The sequence below is a fragment of the Cupriavidus sp. SZY C1 genome, assembly GCF_032190535.1.
In the GTDB taxonomy this organism is placed as follows: Bacteria; Pseudomonadota; Gammaproteobacteria; order Burkholderiales; family Burkholderiaceae; genus Cupriavidus; species Cupriavidus pauculus_C.
Window position 1 is genome coordinate 329,964 of record NZ_JAUANU010000001.1, and the last position, 21,522, is coordinate 351,485.

Genomic DNA, 21,522 nt, shown 5'->3' on the forward strand with positions numbered 1-21,522 from the left:
GGACGGCCCGCCCGGGCCCTCAGTTGCCCGCAATCGTCATCTGCTCGATCAGGATCGAGCCGGTTTCCTTGGTGCCGCGCACGAGTGCATCGGCGCCGATGCCGACGATCTGGCGGAACATCTCGACCATGTTACCGGCGATGGTGATTTCCTCCACCGGGTACTGGATCTGGCCGTTCTCGACCCAGTAGCCCGACGCGCCGCGCGAGTAGTCGCCAGTCACGTAGTTCACACCCTGCCCCATCAGTTCCGTCACCAGCAGGCCGGTGCCCAGCTTGCGCAGCATGCCGGCAAAATCATCCTCGGGCTGCGTCAGGGTGGACGTCAGCGTCAGGTTGTGCGACCCGCCCGCGTTGCCGGTGGTCTGCATGCCCAGCTTGCGCGCCGAGTAGGTCGACAGGAAATAGCCCTGCACCACGCCGTCGCGCACCACGTCGCGGGCCTGGGTGCGCACGCCTTCCTCGTCGAACGGGGCGCTGCCCATGGCGCCCGGCACGTGCGGCTGCTCGTTGATCTGGATGTGCGGCGCAAAGACGGCCTTGCCCAGCGTGTCGTACAGGAACGTCGACTTGCGGTACAGCGCGCCGCCCGACACCGCCTGGACGAAGGCGCCAAGCAGGCCGGCCGCCAGCGGCGCCTCGAACAGCACCGGGCACTTGCGCGTGGACAGCTTGCGGGCATTCAGCCGGGCTAGCGCGCGCTCGGCGGCGTAGCGGCCGATGGCCTCCGGCTCGGCCAGCGCCAGCGGCGAGCGCTTGGACGAGTACCAGTCGTCGCGCTGCATGCCGCTGCCCGAACCGGCGATCGGCGCGGCCGAGATGAAGTGGCGCGAGTACGGATAGCCGCCCACGAAGCCGCGCGACGTGGCCAGCACGAACTGCGAATGCTGGGCCGACACGCTGGCGCCGTCGCTGTTCCGGATCTTCGGCGACACCGCGAACGACGCGGCCTCGGCGCGGCGCGCGATGTCGATGGCGCCCTCGGCGTCGATGGTCCACGGGTGGAACAGGTCCAGGTCCTGCGGATCACGTTCGAGCAGCGCTTCCTCGGCCAGCCCGGCGCAGTCGTCCTCGGCCGTGAAGCGGGCGATGTTGTACGCCGCCTCGGCCGTGGCGCGCAGCGCGGCCGGCGAGAAATCCGACGTGCTGGCGTTGCCGCGGCGCTGGCCGATCATCACCGTCACGCCCACCACCTTGTCGCGGTTCTGCTCGATGGTCTCCACCTCGCCCTTGCGCACGGTCACCGACAGGCCGCTGCCCTCGGAGATCTCGGTGGCGGCGTCCGTCGCGCCCAGCTCGCGTGCCACGCGCAGCACATCGGCCGCCATGGCCTTGAGCTGGTCCTGGGTATAGGTGAAATGCGCGGTCTTCTCGGCGGTCTGGCTCATATGGGCGGGCGTGATCAAAAGTCCAAACGGGAATCATAGCAAGATAAAATGCCGGCCATGACGCGAAATACCCGTAACAACTCCCAAGGCCCCCACGGCCGCTTCCCCGGCGCCTTTGCGCCGGAAGAGGACGACGACCAGCCCAAGAGCAAGTCGCAGCGCAAGCGCGACATGACCGCGCTGCAGGACCTGGGCGCCGAGCTGGAGGCGCTGCCCAAGGACCGCCTGGCGCGCGTGCCGATGCCCGAGGCGCTGGCCGACGCCGTCCTGGCCGCCCGCAAGATCACCAGCCACGAAGGCAAGCGCCGCCAGATGCAGTTCGTCGGCAAGGTCATGCGCGGGCTGGACGATGACGAGGTGGCCGCCATCCGCGCCGCGCTGGAAGGCTTCAAGGGCACCAGCAAGGCCGAGACGGCCCGGCTGCACCTGATCGAGCGCTGGCGCGACCTGCTGCTGGCCGACGACGCCCAGCTCACGAAATTCCTGGGCGAGCACCCCGAGGTGGACGTCCAGTCCGTGCGCAACATCATCCGCGGCGCCCGCAGGGAAAAGGAACTCGGCAAGCCGCCGAAGTACTACCGCGAGCTGTTCCAGGTCATCAAGGCCGCGCTGGAAGGCGGCGATGACGGCGACGAAGACGGCGCGCCCGCCAACCCCGAGGAGCCGCAGGCATGACCCCGACGCTGACCGCCCCCGTGCCCCGCAATCATCCCGACGAGCTGGTGGTCGGCTTCGTTTCCATTTCGGATCGCGCCTCGTCCGGCACCTACCAGGACGAAGGCATCCCTGCGCTGCGCGACTGGTTCGGCAAGGTGCTGACGTCGCCCTGGCAGGCCGTGGAGCGGCTGATCCCGGACGAAGCGCCGCTGATCTCGCGCACGCTGATCGAACTGGTCGACGTGGCCGGCTGCGATCTCGTGCTGACCACGGGCGGTACCGGCCCGGCGCGCCGCGACGTCACGCCCGAAGCCACGCTGGCGGTGGGTACCAAGGAAATGCCGGGATTTGGCGAGCAGATGCGGCAGGTCAGCCTGCAGTTCGTGCCGACGGCGATCCTGTCGCGCCAGGTGGCGGTGATCCGCGAGACACCCAGCCGCGCCGCGCTGATCGTCAACCTGCCCGGCCAGCCGAAGGCGATACGCGAGACGCTGGAGGGCCTGCGCGACGTGGAAGGCCGCGTGGCCGTCCAGGGCGTGTTCGCGGCCGTGCCGTACTGCATCGACCTGATCGGCGGCCCGTACATCGAGACCGACGCGACCATCGTGAAGGCGTTCCGGCCCAAGAGCGCAGTCCGGAAGACCCCCGGGCCGACGGTCTGACGCGGGCGGGTCCGGGCGCAGCCGCCCGGCCGTACTTCAGGCCCTACTTCAGGCCCAGATACAGCCCGACCGGCACGAACACCACCGCCGCGATATTGCCGAGCAGCACGATCGAGGCCACCTGGTCCGGTTCCTGCCGGTAGTGGTCGGCCACCAGGAAGTTCAGCACGGCCGGCGGCAGCGCCGCGAAGACGAACAGCAGGCCGCGCTGCAGCTCGGTCATCGGCACCCACCAGACGATCAGCAGCGCCACGGCGATGCCCGCCAGCGGGCAGACCACGGCACCCAGCACGCCCATGCCCCAGTTGCGCAGGCTGACGTCCTTCATCCGCACGCCCAGCGCAAACAGCATCAGCGGCACGGTGGCATCGCCCAGCAGCTTGATCGACTCGTAGACCGGCTGCGGCAGCGCGAACACGGGCCGGGCCAGCGACAGCGCCACGCCGGCCACCGTCGCCAGCACCATCGGATTCCGGGCGATCTGGGCCATCGACGCCTGCCGGTTCACGATCTTCAGCCCGATGGTGAAATGCATCAGGTTGGACGCCGCGAACAGCGCCACGGCCGGCGCCAGCCCCACTTGCCCGAACGCGAAGACGGACAGCGGCAGGCCCATGTTGCCGCTGTTGTTGAACATCATCGGCGGCACGAAGGTACGCGGGTTGGCGCCACTCATCCGCGCCACGATCCAGGCCAGGATGCCCGAGCCGATCACCACCGCCACGGCGCTGGCCAGCAGCACCAGATGGTCGGCCAGCACGAAGTCCTTGCTGATGAAGGCCGACACCACAAGTAGCGGTGCGATCACTTCCAGCATGGCGCGGTTGATGCCGGTCATGTCCGGATGGGCGCGCCGCCCGTAGATCCATCCGATCAGGATGATCAGGATGACCGGCGTGATGATCGAGACGATGCGCGTGAACATGGCGGGGGGCGGCTGGACGGACGGATCGGCGTGGCCGTCCCGTCCTGGAACCGCCCGCCGGCTTGGCAGGATCGGGCGTTATGCCGCGGGAGCGGCGGGGGCGGCCGGTGCCGGCGGGACCGACGCGGCGGCCTCGGCCGGCGTCTTGATGAAGTGCTGGCGGTAGTAGCGCAGCTCTTCCACCGATTCCAGGATGTCGGCCAGCGCCGTGTGAAGCTGGCGCTTGTGGAACCCCTTGTGGATGGCCGGCTCCCAGCGCTTGCACAGTTCCTTGAGCGTGGACACGTCGAGGTTGCGATAGTGGAAGAACGCTTCCAGCTTCGGCATGTAGCGGGCCATGAAGCGGCGGTCCTGGCAGATCGAGTTGCCGCACATCGGCGACTTGCCGGCCGGCACCCAGCGCTTCAGGAAGGCAATCAGCTCGGCCTCGGCCTGGGCCTCGGTCAGCGTGGACGCCTTGACCTTGTCGATCAGGCCCGAGCGGCCGTGCGTGCCCTTGTTCCAGTTGTCCATCGCGTCCAGCACGGCGTCGGGCTGGTGAATCACCAGCACCGGGCCCTCGGCCAGGATGTTCAGCTCGGAATCCGTGACCACCACCGCCACTTCGATGATCCGGTCGCTGTCCGGCTGCAGGCCGGTCATTTCCATGTCCAGCCAGACAAGGTTGTTTTCACTTTTGACGGAGGCGGCGGCGGGACTTGTCATCTGGCGGTACGGCTTGATATGGGATTCGGAAGGAAAACGCCCCGGCAACGCGGGTGGCCGGGGGCGAACAATTTATAATTCTCGCATATCTGCCCCAGATGGCCCGCCCCGCACTTCCGGTTTTTCCGATGGTGCACCGCGCCATCGCCACCAAGGCCACCGATGTTCACGCTGATCTTTCTTGCCGCCCTGGTCATCATGGTTGTGACCAAACTCTGGCTCGCCTCGCGCCAGATCCGCCATGTGGCGCGCCATCGCAACGCCGTGCCGGCGCGCTTTGCCGACACCATCGCGCTGTCCGCCCACCAGAAGGCGGCCGACTACACCATCGCCCGCACCCGCCTGTCGATGATCGAGGTGCTGACCGGCGCGGCCGTGCTGATCGGCTTCACGATGCTCGGCGGCCTGCACGCGCTGAACCAGTTCTGGCTGCACGTGTTCGACGGCGGCGGCTACTTCTACGGCGTGGCGCTGATCGCCAGCGTGGCCGTGATCGGCGGGCTGTTCGACCTGCCGTTCTCGCTCTACGGCCAGTTTGTGATCGAGCAGCGCTTTGGCTTCAACAAGATGACGTTCGGGCTCTGGCTGGCCGACCTGGCCAAGATGGCGCTGGTGGCCTGCGTGCTGGGCCTGCCGCTGCTGCTGGCCGTGCTGTGGCTGATGGACCGGGCGGGCACCTACTGGTGGCTCTACACGTGGCTGCTCTGGGTGGCGTTCAGCCTGCTGCTGCAGGTGATCGTGCCCACGTTCATCGCGCCGCTGTTCAACAAGTTCGAGCCGCTGGCCGACGACAGCCTGCGCGAGCGCATCGAGGCGCTGCTGCGCAAGTGCGGCTTTGCCAGCAAGGGCCTGTTCGTGATGGATGGCAGCCGCCGCAGCGCGCACGGCAACGCCTATTTCACCGGCTTTGGCGCGGCCAAGCGGATCGTCTTCTTCGATACGCTGCTGGCCCGGCTGGACGGCGAGGAGGTGGAAGCGGTGCTGGCCCACGAACTGGGCCACTTCAAGCGCCGCCACGTGGCCAAGATGATCGCGGTGACGTTTGCGCTGTCGCTGGTGTTCCTGGCCCTGCTGGGCTGGCTGGCCACGCGCGAGTGGTTCTATACGGGGCTGGGCGTGCTGCCCAACTTCGGCGCCAGCAACCACGCGCTGGCCCTGGTGCTGTTCTTCCTGGCGTTGCCGGTGTTCACGTTCATCCTGGGGCCGCTGGCGAGCCAGTCGTCGCGCCGCCACGAGTTCGAGGCCGACGAATTCGCCGCGCACCAGACCAACGCCGGGCACCTGGTGTCCGCGCTGGTCAAGCTGTACAAGGACAATGCGTCCACGCTGACGCCCGACCCGCTCTACAGCGCGTTCTACTACTCGCATCCGCCCGCCGCCCAGCGGATCGACCGCCTGCTGGCGCACGCATGACCCGCAGCGCGCGCCACCACAACGCCGGCAAGGGTGCCGGCAAGGGCCCCGGGGCCGATGCCGAATCCGCACTGATCGTCGCCGCGCACGGCCGCCACTACGTGGTGGAGCGCGCCGACGGCTCGCACCTGCATGCGTTCCCGCGCGGCAAGAAGAGCGACGCCGCCGTGGGCGACCACGTCCGAATCGAGCTGGCCGCCGTGGACCAGGGCGTGATCACCGCCATCGACCCGCGCAAGAACCTGCTGTACCGGTCCGATCAGTTCAAGTCCAAGCTGCTGGCGGCCAATATCGACCAGGTCATCATCGTGCTGGCCACCGAGCCGAGCTTCTCGGAAGACCTGCTCGGCCGGGCGCTGGTGTCGGCCGAGGCGCTGGAGATCCGCCCGCTGGTGATCCTGAACAAGACCGACCTGACCGACCGCCTGGACGACGCGCGCCGCCGGCTGCGGCTGTACCAGGACCTTGGCTACGACACGCTGGAGCTGTCCGTGCACGGCCGCCCCGACGAGGCGCTGGCGGCGCTGCAGCCGCGCACGGCCGGGGTGTCGAGCATCCTGATCGGCCAGTCTGGCATGGGCAAGTCGTCGCTGCTGAACCTGCTGATCCCGGGCGTGGAGGCGCAGACGCGCGAGATTTCGGCCAAGCTGGATTCGGGCAAGCACACCACCACGTTCACGCGGCTCTACCACCTGCCCGACACCTGGGCGGTGGTCGACGGCCGGCCCGGCTACCTGATCGATTCGCCGGGCTTCCAGGAATTCGGCCTGCACCACCTGAGCGAAGGCATGCTGGAGCGCGCGTTTCCGGAGTTCCGGCAGCGCCTGACCGAATGCCGGTTCTATAACTGCCACCACATCAACGAGCCCGGCTGCGGCGTGCTGACGGCCATCGACGGCGGCACGATCTCGCCGCGCCGCCATCAGCTCTACACCCAGTTGCTGCACGAGTCGCGGCAGCAGAAGCCGTGGTAACTTGGGCGCACCTGCTGGCTTGCCGCGCCGAACATGAAACTGCTGCTGAGGACGCCTTCGCTGGTCCACGCCGCGCATTGCGAGAACGTGCTGCGCGCGGCCGGCATCCGCGCCGAGGTGCGCAACACCTGGCTGGCGGGCGCGGCGGGCGACATCCCGCTGCTGGAAAGCGCGCCGCAGGTGTGGATCGTCGACGATGGGGATGAGCCGGCGGCGTGGGCCGCGTTGAACGCGGCGGCCAATCCGTCGCCGGGGCCGCGCTGGCAGTGCCGCCGCTGCGGAGAATGGCACGAGGCCCAGTTCGCGGCCTGCTGGCAATGCGGCGCCAGCGCCGAATGAAAAGGGCCGGCACGCGCCGGCCCTGATGCGGGGGCGGGCCTTCAGCCCACCCACAGCGCCAGCGAGATCATCGCCAGCAACAGCATCCAGAGAATCACCGCGCGCCAGACCAGCCCGACGGCCGACTGCAGCGTGCGGATGCCCGGGTCCGCGCCGAATTCGGGCGGCACCGGCTCGGCCTCGCCCATGCCGGGCGCGTAGTCCACGCCGGCCAGGCTCGTGCGCAGCATCACGCTCGAATCCTCCTCGGCCAGCGGCTGGCCCAGCCGCACGCCCAGCGCCCCGCCGCCACTGGCGAGCAGGATGCCGTTGACGGCGTCGTCCCACTTGCGCGCGTGGTTGCGCCAGGCGTAGACCGCATCCTCGAAATTGCCGACGATGGCAAACCCGATGGCGGTCAGGCGCGACGGAATCCAGTCCAGCACGTAGAACGCCCGGGCGGCAAACCGGCCCAGCGCCGGGCTGCGCTCGTTGGACGGCAGGTTCCACTGGCGATTCAGGAATTCGGCGGTCCGGTAGAGCACCACGCCGCCGGGGCCGATCGGCACCAGGAACCAGAAGAACACGCCGAAAACGTGCCGGTGCACGGCCACGATGGCGGCTTCCAGCGTATGGCGGACGATCTCGCTGACCGGCATCTCCACCGTGTCCAGCCCGGTCCACTCGTGCAGCAGCGCGCGCGCGGTGTGCAGGTCGTCGCGGTTCAGCGCCTCGTGGATGTCGGTGAAATAGTGGCTGAACTGGCGGAAGCCCAGCGTCAGGTAGAGCAGCAGGACGTTCCAGACCAGCGTCAGCGCGACGCTGATCGACGCCAGCAGGTAGTGGACGACCACGGCGGCCAGCGTGAGCGGCAGCACCACGGTCAGCCAGGCCAGCGCGGCATCGCGCGGCCGGCCGGTGTCGAAGGCATGCTCGGCCCGGTCACCCAGCACACGCACGATGTCGTAGATGGGATTGTTCCGGCCGAGCGCACGGAACTGCTCGGCAATCAGCGCCAGAAGAATGGATACGAAGGTCATCGCGTGACGTGAATCGGCGGGCGGCGATGTGCCGCGGCGGTCGCATGGCGGATAGCCAGACGATAGCATAGCGGCAACACTTTCCAGTACCTGTAAGCACTGGTTACCGACACCTCGATGCGACAACGCCCACCCTTGCGGGCGGGCGTCGTGGCGGGCGGGGCGGTCAATGCCCCGCGGCGACGGTCAGGCCGGCAGGTCGAACACCAGCACCTCGGCGTCGGCACCCCGGTCCAGCGCGATCGCATCCACGCCGGACAGCTTGGCCGCGTCGCCGGTCTCCAGCGGCTGGCCGTTGACCGAGATCCGGCCCCGGGCCACGTGGACGTAGGCCTGGCGGCCCGGCTGCAGCGCCAGCGTGGCGGACTCGTCGCCATCGAACAGCCCGGCGTAGAGCCGCACGTCCTGATGGATCACCACCGAGCCCTCGGCGCCGTCGGCGCTGCCCACCAGGCGCAGCCGGCCGCGCTTGTCCTCGGCGTCGAAGCGCTTTTCCTCGTAGCCCGGCTCCAGGTTCTGGCGATCCGGCACGATCCAGATCTGCAGGAAGTGCGTCGTATCGTTGGCGGCGTGGTTGTATTCCGAGTGCCGTACGCCGGTGCCGGCGCTCATGCGCTGGACGTCGCCGGGGCGGATCACGCTGCCGTTGCCGATGCTGTCCTTGTGCGCCAGTTCGCCGTCCAGCACGTAGCTGATGATCTCCATGTCGCGGTGGCCGTGCGTGCCGAAGCCCATGCCGGGCGCCACACGGTCCTCATTGATCACACGCAGCGGGCCAAACTGGATGTGGCGCGGGTCGTAGTAATCGGCGAACGAGAAGCTGTGGTACGACTTGAGCCAGCCATGGTCCGCATAACCGCGCTCTTCAGACTTACGGATTTCAATCATTTTGATGGCCCTCCTTGTGGCCTGGCATTCGAACCTGCCAGCGTCTGGCTGCAGGCCTGCGGCGTTTCGATGCTAGGCAGTTTAGGGGAGCGGGAGTATATTGGCGGGCACCGCGTTAGAAGCAGTTGTTCAGAAATTCTGAATATGCCCCTGTCACTTGAATCCCTTGAAGTCCTGGACGCCATCGAGCGTAAAGGCAGTTTCGCCGCCGCCGCCCACGAGATGGGCAAGGTGCCCTCGGCCCTGACCTACGTCGTACGCAAGCTGGAAGAAGATCTGGACGTGCTGCTGTTCGACCGCCGGCGCCACCGGGCCGAGCTGACGCCGGCCGGGCGCGCCCTGCTGGACGAGGGCCGCCACCTGCTGCACGCGGCCGACGACCTGGCGCGGCGCGTGAAGCGGCTGGCCACGGGCTGGGAGGCCAGCCTGAACATCGCCGTCGACGACCTGATCAACTTTCGCGCGCTGCTGCCGGTGATCCAGGACTTCTACGCCGAGAACACGGCCACCCGGCTGCGTTTTTCGAAGGAAGTGCTCGGCGGCACCTGGGACGCGCTGGTCAGCAACCGCGCCGACATGATCATCGGCGGCGCCTACGAGCTGCCCAGCACCCAGGGCTTCCAGGTCCGGCCGCTCGGCACCATCCCGTTCGTGTTCGCGGTGGCCGCCCACCATCCGCTGGCCACCGAGGAAGGCCCGCTCACGACGATCCAGATCGCCAAGCACCGCATCGTGGCCGTGGGCGATACCTCGCGCAACCTGCCCGCCCGCACCCATGGCGTGCTGGCCGGCCAGGACGTGCTGGTGGTGCCGACCATGCGCGACAAGCTCGAAGCCCAGATCCGCGGCCTGGGCTGCGGCTGGCTGCCGGCCCCGATGGCGCAGCCCCATATCGAAAGCGGCGTGCTGCAGGTGCGCGAGACCGTGGAAGTGCGCGCGCCGGGCACGTTCAAGGCCGCCTGGCGCACCAACACGCGCGGCAAGGCGCTGCAGTGGTGGGCCAGCAAGCTTGAAGACCCGCGCCTGGCGCAGGCGTTGATGCAGCAGGCGCCGCAGCAGATGGAGTCGTTCGAGTAACGGCGCCGTCCCATGCCGCAACGCTACCGGGGGCGCTTTGCCCCCTCCCCCACCGGCCCGCTGCACCTGGGGTCGCTGGTCACCGCCCTGGCGAGCTGGCTCGACGCCCGCGCCCATGGCGGCGACTGGCTGGTGCGCATCGAGGACATCGACTATCCGCGCTGCGTGAAGGACGCCGACACCGGCATCCTGCGCACGCTGCACGCGCTGGCGCTGCATCCCGACGAGCCGCCGGTCTGGCAGAGCCGCCGCGAATCGCTCTATGCCGATGCGCTGCGCCGGCTCGACGCCGCCGGCCAGCTCTACCCGTGCGGCTGCTCGCGCAAGGAAATCGCCGATTCGCTGGTGCACGTGCGCGAGCGCCACCAGACGCTGGGCTATCCCGGCACCTGCCGCAACGGGCTGCACGGCAAGCTGCCGCGCGCCTGGCGCGTGCGCGTGCCGGACGGCCCGGCGGCCACCCTCTGCTTCGACGACCGCTGGCAGGGCCGCCAGTGCCAGGACCTGGAAACGGAACTCGGGGATTTCGTGCTGCGCCGGGCCGACGGGCTGTGGGCCTACCAGCTTGCCGTGGTGGTCGACGATGCCGCCCAGGGCATCACGCACATCGTGCGCGGCGCCGACCTGCTCGACTCCACGCCGCGCCAGATCCACCTGCAGCACCTGCTGGGCATCCCGACGCCGTCGTACCTGCATGTGCCGGTGGTGGTCAACGCCGATGGCGAAAAGCTGAGCAAGCAGAGCGGCGCGCAGGCGCTGGACGCCACCGCGCCGCTGGACGCGCTGCGGCAGGCGGGCGCCCATCTGGACATCGTGAACGGGGAAGCGACGGTCGCCGCCTGGCTGGCAGCGGCCACGGCGCAATGGGCGCGCCGTTGGCGGATCGGCGACTGAGTCGCGCGCATCCGCCGGCGGGAGAGATTCAGGAAATTACGACTTGCGCGGCGCGCCGCCCAGCAGCGCGGCCACGGGGCGCTTGGGCGACTGGCGGCCCCGCGTGAGCGCGGCGGCGATCTGGTCTTCGGGCTTCGGTGCCGGCGTGTAGTTGCCCGACGGCTCGTACGGACGCGAGAAGAACGGATCGTCCGACGGGCGGAAGGCCGGGCGGCCGTTCGGCTCGGTGCGACGACGGCGCGGCGCGGCGGCATCGGCCTCGCCTTCGCTGCTGCTGCCTCCGCCATCGCGGGTCCGGCGCACGTCCGTGCGCTGGCGGCGGCGGTCCGATTCGTCCTGGCGCGCGCGCTCGCCGGTCGGGTCGAAGCCTTCGAGCGTGCCGCGCGGCACGCTGCGCTTGATCAGCTTCTCGATATCGGCCAGCAGGCGGTCATCGTTGCCCGGCACGTAGATCGACAGCGCATCGCCGCTGGCGCCGGCACGGCCGGTCCGGCCAATCCGGTGCACGTAGTCTTCGGCGCTGAAAGGCAGGTCGAAGTTGATCACGCAGGGCATGGCCGGGATGTCCAGCCCGCGCGCGGCCACGTCGGTGGCCACCAGCGCGTCGATCGAGCCGTTCTTGAAGCCGTCCAGCGTCTGCATGCGCTCGGTCTGGGTCTTGTCGCCATGGATCGCGGCGGCGTTGATGCCTTCGCGCTCCAGGTGGCGCGCCAGGCGCGAGCAACCGATCTTGCTGTTGACGAACACGATGCACTGCTTGGACTGCTGCTGCGACGCGCGCTGCTTGAGCAGGTGCACCACGGCGGCCTGCTTGTGGCCGTCCGGCACCTGGAAGACCACCTGGCGCACGTTCTCGTTGGTCGAGTTGCTGCGCGCCACTTCGATCGTCACCGGCTGCTTCAGGTAGCTGGACGCCAGCTTCTTGATCTCGGGCGAGAACGTGGCCGAGAACAGCAGCGTCTGGCGCTGCGCCGGCAGCAGGTTGATGATGCGCTGCAGGTCCGGCAGGAAGCCCATGTCGAGCATGCGGTCGGCCTCGTCCAGCACCAGCATCTGCACCTGCGACAGGTTCACCGATTTCTGCTGCACGTGGTCCAGCAGCCGGCCCGGCGTGGCCACCAGGATTTCCACGCCACGGCGCAGCGCGTCGGTCTGCGGGTTCATGTCGACGCCGCCGAACACCACGGTGCTGCGCAGGTCGGTGTGCTGCGCGTAGCGGGCCACGTTGTCGTAGACCTGGTCGGCCAGTTCGCGCGTGGGCGTCAGCATCAGCGCGCGCACCGGGTGGCGCGCGGGCGAGGCGCTGGCGTTGGACATCGGCAGCAGGCGCTGGATGATCGGCAGCGCAAAGCCGGCGGTCTTGCCGGTGCCGGTCTGTGCGGCGCCCATGACGTCCTTGCCCAGCAGCACCACGGGGATGGCCTGCGCCTGGATCGGCGTGGGCTTGGTGTAGCCCTGGTCGGACAATGCGCGCAGGACGCGTGCGTCCAGCCCGAAGCTTTCGAACGTCTGCTCTGCGGCCGGGGTCTGGTCTGGGGTGTTCGTCATCGTCATCAATAGGTGTCTTTGCAACGGCGTGGCGCCGGGGCAATCGGACACGCGTCTGGAACGGTTCTACGGGCCAGTCGCGGCAGGTAAAGTCGCGAAAAGATGAATTGCCCGGAAAATCAAAGACTTGGATTCTACCACCAGAGTCGGGCAGCGGACACGGGCACACTGGGGCAGTATCGGCGCCGGGGATGTCAATGACGTGTCAACAACACGTCACAATCGCTGGCGAGCATAGCGGCCCGGCCCCGTGCCTCCGCATCCACCCCAACCCGTCGACGCGCCAATGACCGACCGCCTGCCCACCGAACCGACCGACGCCGCCCGCCGCGGCTTCCTGCGCACTTCCAGCCGCTTCCTGGGGCTGGCCGCGGGCGTCGCCACCGGGCTGGCGGCGCCGGCCGTGGTCGCCGCGGGCCGTCCCGGCGCGCCCGACGGCATCCAACTTGGCGATCCGTCCGACGACGGCCTCGTGGTCTGGGCCCGCGCCGACGCCCCCGCGCGGATGATCGTCGAATACGCCACCCACCCCGACTTTCGCGACGCCACGCGCATCTCCGGCCCGCTGGCCACCAGCGAGACCGATTTCACGGCCCGCACCCAGCTGACCGGCCTGGTACCCGGCCAGTCGTACCACGTGCGCGTGGCCTTCGAGCAGCCGGGCCAGCGTCGCGGCCAGGGCGCGTGGATGGCGGGCAGCTTCCGCACCCGCGCGATGACGGCCGACCGCCCGGTGCGCTTCGTCTGGTCCGGCGACACGGCCGGCCAGGGCTGGGGCATCAACCGGGACCTGGGCGGCATGCGCATCTACGAGGCCATGCGCCAGCGCGACCCCGACTTCTTCATCCACAGCGGCGACACGATCTACGCCGACAGCCCGATCGCGGCCGAGCAGAAGGCCGAGGACGGCCGCATCTGGCGCAACGTGGTCACCGAGGAAGTCAGCAAGGTGGCCGAGACGCTCAAGGAATTCCGCGGCCGCCACCGCTACAACATGCTCGACGCCAACGTGCGCCGCTTTGCCAGCCAGGTGCCGCAGATCTGGCAGTGGGACGACCACGAGGTGACCAACAACTGGTCCGATGCCAAGGACCTGTCGGCCGACGCGCGCTATACCGAAAAGGACGTGCGCCTGCTGGTGGCGCGCGGCAGCCGCGCCTTCCTGGAAAACGCGCCGATGCGCTGGCACCGCCAGGGGCTGGCCGAGCGCGTGCATCGCAAGATCGCCTACGGCCCGCTGCTCGACGTGTTCGTGCTGGACATGCGCAGCTATCGCGGCCCCAACGGCTACAACCGCGAGACGGCCGAAGGCCCGGGCACCGCGTTCCTGGGCAACGCGCAACTGGACTGGCTGATGGCGGAGCTGACGGCCTCGCAGGCCACGTGGAAGGTGATTGCCGCCGACATGCCGATCGGCCTCGGCGTGCCCGACGGCAAGGACGCGCAGGGCCGCGCGAAGTGGGAAGCCATCGCCAACGGCGACGGCCCGGCGCTGGGCCGCGAGCTGGAAACCGCGCGGCTGCTGTCGCGCATCCGCCGGGCCGGGCTGCGCAACGTGGTCTGGATCACCGCCGACGTGCACTACTGCGCGGCGCACCACTACGCGCCCGAGCGCGCCCAGTACCAGGATTTCGACCCGTTCTGGGAATTCGTGGCCGGGCCGCTCAACGCGGGCAGCTTCGGCCCGAATCCGCTGGACAACACGTTCGGGCCGCGCGTGGTCTTCCAGAAGGCGCCCACCGTCCAGAACATGTCGCCGTTCGCCGGATTCCAGTTCTTTGGCGAGGTCAACATCGATCCCGCGTCGCGCGCGCTGACCGTGGACCTTCGTGACTTGAACGGCGTGTCGCAGTTCCAGCAGGTGTTGCAGGCGCAAGCCTGATCCGCGCACCCCGCAGCGGGATCCGGCGCGCCGTGCCCGGCCGGGATCAGTCGCTCTTGATCCCGTTGTCCTTGATGACCTTGCCCCACCGGGCGTAGTCGTTCTGCATCCGGGCGGCAAGCTGTTCGGGCGTCTGGTACGACGCCACGGTGCCGGCGTCCAGCATCTTCTGCTGGACGGTCGGATCGGCCAGCGCGCCCTTGAGCGCGTCGGACAGCCTGGCCACCACGTCCTTCGGCGTGCCGGCCGGCACCAGCAGGCCGCCCCACGACGACGCGTCGAAGCCCGGAAAGCCCTGCTCGGCCACGGTCTTCACATCCGGCGCGAACGACACGCGCCTGGCCGACCCCACCGCGATCGGGCGCAGCTTGCCGGCCTTGATGTGCGGCAGCGCGGCGATCATGTCCGAGAACATCATCGGCACCTGTCCGGCCAGCAGGTCGGAAATGGCCGGCGCGCTACCCTTGTACGGCACGTGCTGGACGTCGAAATGGCCCAGGTTCTTCAGCAGCTCGGTCGACAGGTGGCCAAAGCTGCCGTTGCCAGCGCTGGTGTAGTTCATCTTGCCCGGCGCGGCCTTGGCCTTGGCGATGTACGACGGCAGGTCGGTCACGTCCGGCAGCGCGGTCGGGTTCACCACCATCACGATCGGCAGCTCGTAGGCGTTACCGACCGGCGTGAAGTCCTTGAAGATGTCGTAGCTCTTGCGCGGCAGCAGGTGCGGCGCCAGCAGCGTAGGGGTGGCCAGCATCACCAGCGTGTAGCCGTCCGGCGCGGACTTGGCCACAGTCTCGGTGCCGATGGTGCCCGACGCGCCCGGGCGATTGTCGACGACCACGGTCTGCTTGAGCGTTTCGCCAATCTTCTGGCCGATGATGCGCGCGGCGGTGTCGGTCGGGCCGCCGGCCGGGAACGGCACCACGAGGCGGATCGGCTTGTCCGGGTAGTTCTGCTGGGCCTGCGCCGGCGCGAACGGCAGCGCGGCGGCCAGTGCCAGCGCGGAAATGGCCAGACGACGATGTCTGCGGTGTTGACGGTCTTGCACGTTGCTTCCTCCAATATGGGCCGGCTCGGGCCGGCCACTTTTCTGATCGTTGCCGCGCGGCGCCTCAGAGCCGCATCGGGCCGGGGCGGAACAGCCGCGCATCCATCGTGCGCAGGTCGTCGGCCACGGCCACCGGCGTGGCGCACTGGTCCAGCACGTCGCGCTGCAGGTCCACTCCCGGCGCAATCTCCACCAGCGTCAGGCGCGGCTGCCCGTCGGCCCCGGCCCGCATCTCGAACACGGCGCGCTCGGTCACGTACAGCACCGGGATGCCCAGCGACGCCACGTACGGCCCGTTGAAGCTCAGGTGCGACACCTCCGGCACGATCTTGCGGACCCGACCTTCCTTGACGATGGTCAAGCGGCCGTCGTCGGCCCGCACCTCCAGCCCGCCGGCGGTCAGCGTGCCCATGAAGACCACGGCGCGCGCGCTCTGGGTGATGTTGATGAAGCCGCCCACGCCGGCAATCAGCGCGCCTTCGCCCTCGCCGAACTTGCTGACGTTGACGTTGCCGTGCCCGTCCAGCTCGGCCAGGCCCAGGATGGCGAGGTCGATGCCGCCGCCTTCATAGAAATCGAACTGCGCGGGCTGGTCCACCACGGCCTCGGGGTAAGCCGACGCGCCGAAGCTCAGCCCGTCCGCCGGGGTGCCGCCGATGGGGCCCGCCTCGACGGTCAGCGTGAAGCCGCCAAGCCCGGCCTGGTGGGCCAGCGCGCCAACGGCCGCCGGCATGCCCACGCCCAGGTTCACCACGCGCGGCTTGCGCGCGGCCAGTTCCATCACGGCGCGGCGCTGGACGATGGTGCGCGCGTCAAGCGGCGCCGAGGCCGGCGGCAGCGCCTGGGCCTCCCGGGCGCGCTCGGCCGCGTCGGCACGCTCGCCGCGCCAGGGGCGCACGTAGGCGTCGTTGTACGCCTCGGCAAACGTCATCTGGTGATGCGCGGGCTGCTCGCTGACCACCACGTAGTCGACGAGGATGCCGGGCACGTGAACGGCCTGCAGCACCTCGTGGGCGTCGACGATCGACTCGACCTGGGCAATCACGATGCCGCCCGAGTTGTGGGCGGCCTGGGCCATCGCCAGCAGTTCGTGGTGGAACGCCTCGCGGTGCGTGCTCAGGTTGCCGCGCGTGTCGGCCGCCGTGCAGCGGATCAGCGCGCAATCGATGCGGAAGCTTGGGTAGAACAGGTATTCGTCGCCCCGGAACTCGACGGCCTCGACCCAGTTGGCCGTGCCCGCCGCGATTGCGTCGCGCGCACGCTGGTTCACGGCGCCGCCGTGGTAGCGCGGGTCCTGCGCGGTGCGCGGATCCACGAACGTGTGCAGGCCGATCTTCGTCAGCACGCCGGGCTTGCCGCCGGCGATGGCGCGGTACAGGTGGGTCAGCACGCCCTGCGGCAGGTTGAAGCCCTCGCACGCCTCCTGCATCGCCAGCGTGGCCAGCCGCGTGGCCGAGCGCCAGTGCCCGCCGACGATGGCCCGCGTCATGCCCGCATTGCCGAAATGGTTCACGCCGCGCGCGCCGCGGTCGCCCTGCCCGGCCGAATAGACCAGCGTCAGGTCGCGCGGCAGGCCATCGTGCAGAAAGCGCTGCTCCAGCGCCTCGGTCACGCCTTCGGCATGGCCGGCGCCGACAAACCCGGCGCTGGCCACGGTCCAGCCGCTCTGCACGAGCGCAGCCGCCTGCGCGGTGGTGATCACCTTCATTGCCGTCTCCTGGAACCCTGGTCGTGGTTTCTACCGAGCCACGTTTTGCGAACAAATGTTCGGGAAACGCCTATCATACGGATCGGCCCGCCGGACGCCAAGTCGGGGCTGACCCGCAGATACCCTGATGCCAACGCCACCATGCCGCCTCGCGCCGAAGCCTCGTCCGCCGCCAACTCCGAAGACGCGCCCGACATCCCGAAGAAGGACGAACTGCTCGATTCCCTGACCAAGGGGCTGGCGCTGCTGCGCCTGTACGCAAGCGGCGTGGAGCACCTGACGATGCAGGAAGTGGCCGAACAGCTAGACGTGACGCGCGCGGCGGCGCGGCGCCTGCTGCTGACGCTGGCGCACAACGGCTACCTTGCCCAGCAAGGCCGCCAGTTCACGCTGACGCCCAAGGTGATGGACCTGGGCTACGCCTACTTTGCGTCGATGAACCTGCCGCAGCTCGCCCGCCCGTTCCTGCAGGCGCTGTGCGCCGAGGTGGGCGAAAGCTGCTCGATCGGCATGCTCGACGGCGACTCGGTGGTGCTGGTGGCCCGCGAGGAACCGCGGCAGCTACTGCGCGTGGACATGGCCATCGGCCGCCGCATGCCCGCCTATGCCCACTCGCTGGGCCGGGTGCTGCTGGCCGGGCTCGACGACGCCGCACTGGCCGCCTACCTGGCCAGCGCCGACCTGCGCAAGCTGACGCCGTTCACGATCACGTCCCGCCCGGCCTTGGCCCGCAAGCTGGCGCAAGTGCGCGCCGACGGCTGGTGCACGCTGGTCAGCGAACTGGCCGACGGCTTCGCGGGCGTGTCAGTGCCGCTGCACGACCAGACCGGCAAGGTCGTGGCCGGCCTGGGCCTGAGCATGGTGCTGGGCAGCCGCGACCAGGGCCATCTGGAAACGCACTACCTGCCGCCCCTGCGCACGGCGGCGGAAAAGATCGAGGGGATTTTGCGGGCGCGGTGAGGAATAGCGATAGAGGCCGAACCCGGCGGCAAGGATGAATCGCGTTGGTGTGCTCCCCTCTCCCGCCTGCGGGAGAGGGGTCGGGGGTGAGGGCAGGCCGTTCAACGGGCGACTTGTCTCAATTTGAACCGCTGGCCCTCACCCCCAGCCCCTCTCCCGCGCGCGGGAGAGGGGAGAAAATCGTCGCCAAAGCCCATAAGGAAAAAGCCCCGCTGGCCGGGGAGGTCGCGGGGCGGAAGTGGTAGCGGGGCAAGGATCCTGTTGCCCCGTCGCGTATCGTGGTGCAAGCCGGGCGCGGCCACATCACCCGATTGTGGGGGTCTTGGTGGGGTATCGCACATGTTGTGCGATCAACCGGGCACGTGGCGCGCCGGCGCGGCGGGCCTGTACCAACGTTATGCGTGCGGCAGGGCCTGGAAGGCCGGGAACATCTCGACGGCCCGGGTGTAGGCATCCAGCGCCGGATGCGCGGCGGGGTCGACCTGCCCCGGCAGCATTGCCTGCGTGAACGTCCAGACCACGGCGGCGGTCAGGCCCGCCTGATCGATCTCCTGCTCGGCCACAGGCACCGGCACCCGCCGCATCTCGGCCTCCAGCAGCGCAAACGCGCTGGCCCGCTGGCCGTCCACGCGCGCCACCCACGGCGCGTGCACCTTCTCCGACGGCCGCAGGTTGTGCTCGTAGACGTTCTGCACCGCCTTCTCGCAACCCGCCAGCGCCAGCCCGATGATCCGCAGCGCGCACTGGCGTGCCGGCAGGTCGTCCGGCATCAGGCTGCGGCCGGCCAGCGTCTCGGCGTAGTCGATGATCAGCGTCGAATCCATCAGCACGATCTCGTTGTCGCAAACCAGCGTCGGCGCCTTGACCACGGGGTTGATCGCGCGAAACTGCTCGAACGTGCGGAACACCGACACCTGCTCCAGCGCATAGGGCAGACCCAGCAGGCGCAGCGTCAGCGCCGCGCGACGCACATACGGGGAATCGAGCATGCCGATCAGTCTCATTGAAGTCTCCGTCAAGGTAGGCAGGTAGATTGGGAGCCATACGATAGCGCACGTCGTGCCGCTTCGCCCGTCGAGTGACCATATGACCATTTCAATCATTTTTTTGATCGAACTAGTCAAATCCGCACGATTGACCTACACTTCGCCCCACGTTTGATCGATTCGATCAGGCGACTGCGCAAAACACACAGTTGCCGCACCCCACGCGGCAGGAGACGACGATGCAGATTCATATCAAGCGCGCCATCGAGCGCGTGCCGGGCGGCATGATGATCGTGCCGCTGCTGATCGGTTCGCTGGTCGCGACGTTTGCCCCGGACGGGCCCAAGTTCTTCGGGTCGTTTACCAACGCGCTGTTCACGGGCGCCCTGCCCATCCTGGCCGTGTTCTACGTCTGCATGGGCGCGAGCATCAGCGTCAAGGCCACCCCCTACATCGTCAAGAAAGGCGGCGTGCTGTTTGCCACCAAGGTCGGCACGGCGATCCTGCTGGGCGTGGTGCTGGGCCACTTCCTGGGCGAGGCGCCGATCAGCGCCGGCATGTTTGCCGGGCTGTCCACGCTGGCCGTGGTGGCCGCGATGAACGACACCAACGGTGGCCTGTACATGGCGCTGATGGGCGAGTACGGCAAGCCCGAGGACGTGGGCGCGTACACGATCATGTCGCTGGAATCGGGCCCCTTCCTCACCATGGTGACGCTGGGCGTGGCCGGCCTGTCGGCCTTTCCGTGGCCGACGCTGGTCGGCAGCATCCTGCCGCTGATGCTGGGCATGATCCTGGGCAACCTGGACCGCGAGATGCGCGAATTCCTGAGCAAGGCCGTGCCCGTGATGATCCCGTTCTTCGCGCTGGCGCTGGGCGCCGGGCTGGATCTGCACAAGGTGTGGCAGGCCGGCATGCTGGGCCTGGGGCTCGGCGTGGCCGTGGTGGTCGTCACCGGCTTCACGCTGTACATCGCCGACCGCCTGAGCGGCGGCACCGGCGTGGCGGGCGTGGCGGCCGCCAGCACGGCCGGCAACGCCGCGGCGGTGCCCACGCTGGTCGCGGCGGCCAACCCGGTCTATACCGAAGCCGCCAAGCACGCCACCATCCTGGTGGCCGCCTGCGTGGTGGTGACCGCCGTGCTGACCCCGCTGCTGACCGCCTTCGTGGCGCGCCGCGTGGCCATGAAGTCCGGCGCCGCGATGGCCAGGACCCCCGCATGAGCTGGCTGATCATCGCCGACGACCTGTCCGGCGCGGCCGATTGTGCGATCGGCTTCGCCGCGCTCGGGGCGCGCACGGTGGTCACGCTGGACGCGGCCGCCGCCACGGACGTGACCGGTGCCGACGTGGTGGCCGCCGATGCCGACAGCCGTCGCCTGCCGCCGGCCGATGCCGCCGCGCGCAATGTGGACGCCTGGCGCTGCGGCCACGCCGAGGGCCGCCGGCTCTACAAGAAGATCGATTCGACGCTGCGCGGCAACTGGGCCGCTGAGACGGCCGCGCTGCAGCCGCTGGCCGGCCTGGCCATCGTGGCCCCGGCCTTCCCCGCGACGGGCCGCACCACGCGCGACGGCCGCATGTTCGTCAACGGCCAGCCGCTCGAAGATACCGACATCTGGCGCCTGGAAGGGATCGACGGCGCGGCCGACATGGCCGCGTTGCTGACCGCCCAGGGCCTGCGCACCGCGCGCATTTCGCTGTACACGCTGCAGGCCGGCGCCACCGCCGTGCGATCGCAACTGGACGCCTGGCAGGCCGAGGGCTACCACGCCGTGGTCTGCGACGCCGACGTGGCGCAAGACCTGATCACGCTGGCCGAGGCGTCCATCGACCTCGACTACCCGGCCTTCTGGGTCGGCTCCGGTGGGCTGGCCCGCGCGCTGGCGGCGGTCTCGCCGTTGCCGCGCCGCCACCCGGCCGGCGCCCCGTCCGCCGCCCATGACGGCCCGGTGCTGACGATGATCGGCAGCATGTCGGGCGTCTCGGGCCAGCAGGCCCGCTACCTCTGCGAGCGCGCCGGCATCGATTCGCTCGTCGTGCCGCCCCAGGCGCTGCGCGACGGGCCGGGCCATGCCGACTGGACCGACGCCCAGGCCGCCGTGGCCGAATGCCTGACGGCCGGCCGCGACCTGCTGATCTGCATCGGCCGCGACGACGCGTTCGACCCGGCCGAAGGCCCCAAGCTGGCCAGCGCGCTGGCACAGCTGGTGCTGCCCGCGTTCGGCCACGTCGGCGGCCTGGTCGCCACGGGCGGCGAGACGGCGCGGGCGATGCTGGCCGCGGCCGGCATTGGCGCGCTGCGGCTGCAACGCGAGGTGGAACCGGGCGTGCCGCTTTCAGAAACCATGACCGCCCCGGCGCGCCGCATCGTCACCAAGGCGGGCGCGTTCGGCACCGAATCCGCGCTATGGCTTGCCTGGCAGGCCATGCGCCCGACATGAATGCCCACTG

General features: G+C 69.3%; 20 protein-coding genes. 11 read left to right on the forward strand and 9 right to left on the reverse strand.

Annotation, left to right across the window (positions count from 1 at the left end):
- Positions 1-19: 19 nt before the first annotated feature.
- Positions 20-1,387: a metalloprotease PmbA gene (gene pmbA, locus QTN24_RS01610; protein WP_124683630.1), complete on the reverse strand. Its 1,368-nt coding sequence runs from the start codon at positions 1,385-1,387 to the stop codon at positions 20-22.
- Between the two features lie 48 nt (positions 1,388-1,435).
- Here pmbA and yjgA point away from each other — a divergent pair, with 48 nt between their 5' ends.
- On the forward strand, positions 1,436-2,062 hold the full coding sequence (yjgA, locus tag QTN24_RS01615) for a ribosome biogenesis factor YjgA (protein ID WP_124683629.1): 627 nt from the start codon (positions 1,436-1,438) through the stop codon (positions 2,060-2,062).
- Positions 2,059-2,706, forward strand: a complete 648-nt coding sequence (gene mog, locus QTN24_RS01620) for a molybdopterin adenylyltransferase (protein WP_124683628.1) — start codon at positions 2,059-2,061, stop codon at positions 2,704-2,706. The genes yjgA and mog overlap by 4 nt, the downstream gene beginning before the upstream one ends.
- Before the next feature lie 43 nt (positions 2,707-2,749).
- Here the strand turns inward: mog and QTN24_RS01625 are convergent, their stop codons facing one another.
- Both QTN24_RS01625 and orn read right to left on the reverse strand, forming a co-directional pair.
- Complete coding sequence (locus tag QTN24_RS01625; RefSeq protein WP_124683627.1) at positions 2,750-3,631, reverse strand: AEC family transporter; 882 nt, start codon at positions 3,629-3,631, stop codon at positions 2,750-2,752.
- A gap of 78 nt (positions 3,632-3,709) precedes the next feature.
- Positions 3,710-4,336 (reverse strand): oligoribonuclease, encoded by a 627-nt coding sequence (orn, locus tag QTN24_RS01630; RefSeq protein ID WP_124683626.1) that lies wholly within the window; start codon positions 4,334-4,336, stop codon positions 3,710-3,712.
- A gap of 162 nt (positions 4,337-4,498) precedes the next feature.
- Between orn and QTN24_RS01635 the strand changes: the two genes are divergently transcribed.
- Genes QTN24_RS01635 through QTN24_RS01645 form a run of 3 tightly spaced genes read left to right on the forward strand, consistent with a single transcriptional unit; the run spans position 4,499 to position 7,062 of the window.
- On the forward strand, positions 4,499-5,749 hold the full coding sequence (locus QTN24_RS01635; RefSeq protein ID WP_124683625.1) for a M48 family metallopeptidase: 1,251 nt from the start codon (positions 4,499-4,501) through the stop codon (positions 5,747-5,749).
- The gene (rsgA, locus tag QTN24_RS01640) at positions 5,746-6,723 is read left to right on the forward strand and encodes a ribosome small subunit-dependent GTPase A (RefSeq protein ID WP_124683624.1); all 978 of its coding nucleotides are present in this window, start codon (positions 5,746-5,748) and stop codon (positions 6,721-6,723) included. The genes QTN24_RS01635 and rsgA overlap by 4 nt, the downstream gene beginning before the upstream one ends.
- A gap of 33 nt (positions 6,724-6,756) precedes the next feature.
- Positions 6,757-7,062, forward strand: coding sequence for a putative signal transducing protein (locus QTN24_RS01645; protein ID WP_124683623.1), 306 nt, complete (start codon positions 6,757-6,759; stop codon positions 7,060-7,062).
- A 41-nt stretch (positions 7,063-7,103) separates the two neighbouring features.
- Here the strand turns inward: QTN24_RS01645 and QTN24_RS01650 are convergent, their stop codons facing one another.
- Positions 7,104-8,081: a CobD/CbiB family protein gene (locus QTN24_RS01650; protein ID WP_313835107.1), complete on the reverse strand. Its 978-nt coding sequence runs from the start codon at positions 8,079-8,081 to the stop codon at positions 7,104-7,106.
- 186 nt (positions 8,082-8,267) lie between these two features.
- Positions 8,268-8,969, reverse strand: a complete 702-nt coding sequence (locus QTN24_RS01655; RefSeq protein WP_313835108.1) for a pirin family protein — start codon at positions 8,967-8,969, stop codon at positions 8,268-8,270.
- Positions 8,970-9,113: 144 nt separating this feature from the next.
- Here QTN24_RS01655 and QTN24_RS01660 point away from each other — a divergent pair, with 144 nt between their 5' ends.
- Positions 9,114-10,046: a LysR family transcriptional regulator gene (locus QTN24_RS01660; protein ID WP_313835109.1), complete on the forward strand. Its 933-nt coding sequence runs from the start codon at positions 9,114-9,116 to the stop codon at positions 10,044-10,046.
- 12 nt (positions 10,047-10,058) lie between these two features.
- Positions 10,059-10,940 carry a tRNA glutamyl-Q(34) synthetase GluQRS gene (gene gluQRS / locus QTN24_RS01665; protein ID WP_313835110.1) on the forward strand — a complete coding sequence of 294 codons (882 nt, stop codon included), beginning with the start codon at positions 10,059-10,061 and terminating at the stop codon, positions 10,938-10,940.
- 36 nt (positions 10,941-10,976) lie between these two features.
- On the opposite strand, the gene QTN24_RS01670 is transcribed toward gluQRS, so the two are convergent.
- Positions 10,977-12,494, reverse strand: a complete 1,518-nt coding sequence (locus QTN24_RS01670) for a DEAD/DEAH box helicase (RefSeq protein ID WP_313835111.1) — start codon at positions 12,492-12,494, stop codon at positions 10,977-10,979.
- 280 nt (positions 12,495-12,774) lie between these two features.
- Here QTN24_RS01670 and QTN24_RS01675 point away from each other — a divergent pair, with 280 nt between their 5' ends.
- A complete protein-coding gene (locus QTN24_RS01675) occupies positions 12,775-14,370 on the forward strand; it encodes an alkaline phosphatase D family protein (RefSeq protein WP_313835112.1) in 1,596 nt (531 codons plus the stop codon).
- 46 nt (positions 14,371-14,416) lie between these two features.
- On the opposite strand, the gene QTN24_RS01680 is transcribed toward QTN24_RS01675, so the two are convergent.
- Both QTN24_RS01680 and QTN24_RS01685 read right to left on the reverse strand, forming a co-directional pair.
- The gene (locus tag QTN24_RS01680) at positions 14,417-15,415 is read right to left on the reverse strand and encodes a tripartite tricarboxylate transporter substrate binding protein (RefSeq protein WP_409558963.1); all 999 of its coding nucleotides are present in this window, start codon (positions 15,413-15,415) and stop codon (positions 14,417-14,419) included.
- Between the two features lie 64 nt (positions 15,416-15,479).
- Positions 15,480-17,123 (reverse strand): malonate decarboxylase subunit alpha, encoded by a 1,644-nt coding sequence (locus tag QTN24_RS01685; RefSeq protein WP_313835113.1) that lies wholly within the window; start codon positions 17,121-17,123, stop codon positions 15,480-15,482.
- A gap of 141 nt (positions 17,124-17,264) precedes the next feature.
- On the opposite strand from QTN24_RS01685, the gene QTN24_RS01690 reads away from it, so the two are divergent.
- Entirely contained in the window at positions 17,265-18,083 is an 819-nt protein-coding gene (locus QTN24_RS01690; protein WP_313835114.1) for an IclR family transcriptional regulator C-terminal domain-containing protein, read from the forward strand.
- Between the two features lie 395 nt (positions 18,084-18,478).
- On the opposite strand, the gene QTN24_RS01695 is transcribed toward QTN24_RS01690, so the two are convergent.
- Positions 18,479-19,087, reverse strand: coding sequence for a glutathione S-transferase (locus tag QTN24_RS01695; protein ID WP_313835115.1), 609 nt, complete (start codon positions 19,085-19,087; stop codon positions 18,479-18,481).
- Positions 19,088-19,308: 221 nt separating this feature from the next.
- On the opposite strand from QTN24_RS01695, the gene QTN24_RS01700 reads away from it, so the two are divergent.
- Positions 19,309-20,292 (forward strand): 2-keto-3-deoxygluconate permease, encoded by a 984-nt coding sequence (locus tag QTN24_RS01700; protein WP_313835116.1) that lies wholly within the window; start codon positions 19,309-19,311, stop codon positions 20,290-20,292.
- The gene (locus QTN24_RS01705; protein ID WP_313835117.1) at positions 20,289-21,512 is read left to right on the forward strand and encodes a four-carbon acid sugar kinase family protein; all 1,224 of its coding nucleotides are present in this window, start codon (positions 20,289-20,291) and stop codon (positions 21,510-21,512) included. Before QTN24_RS01700 ends, QTN24_RS01705 begins: the two co-directional genes overlap by 4 nt.
- The last annotated feature ends 10 nt before the right edge of the window (positions 21,513-21,522 follow it).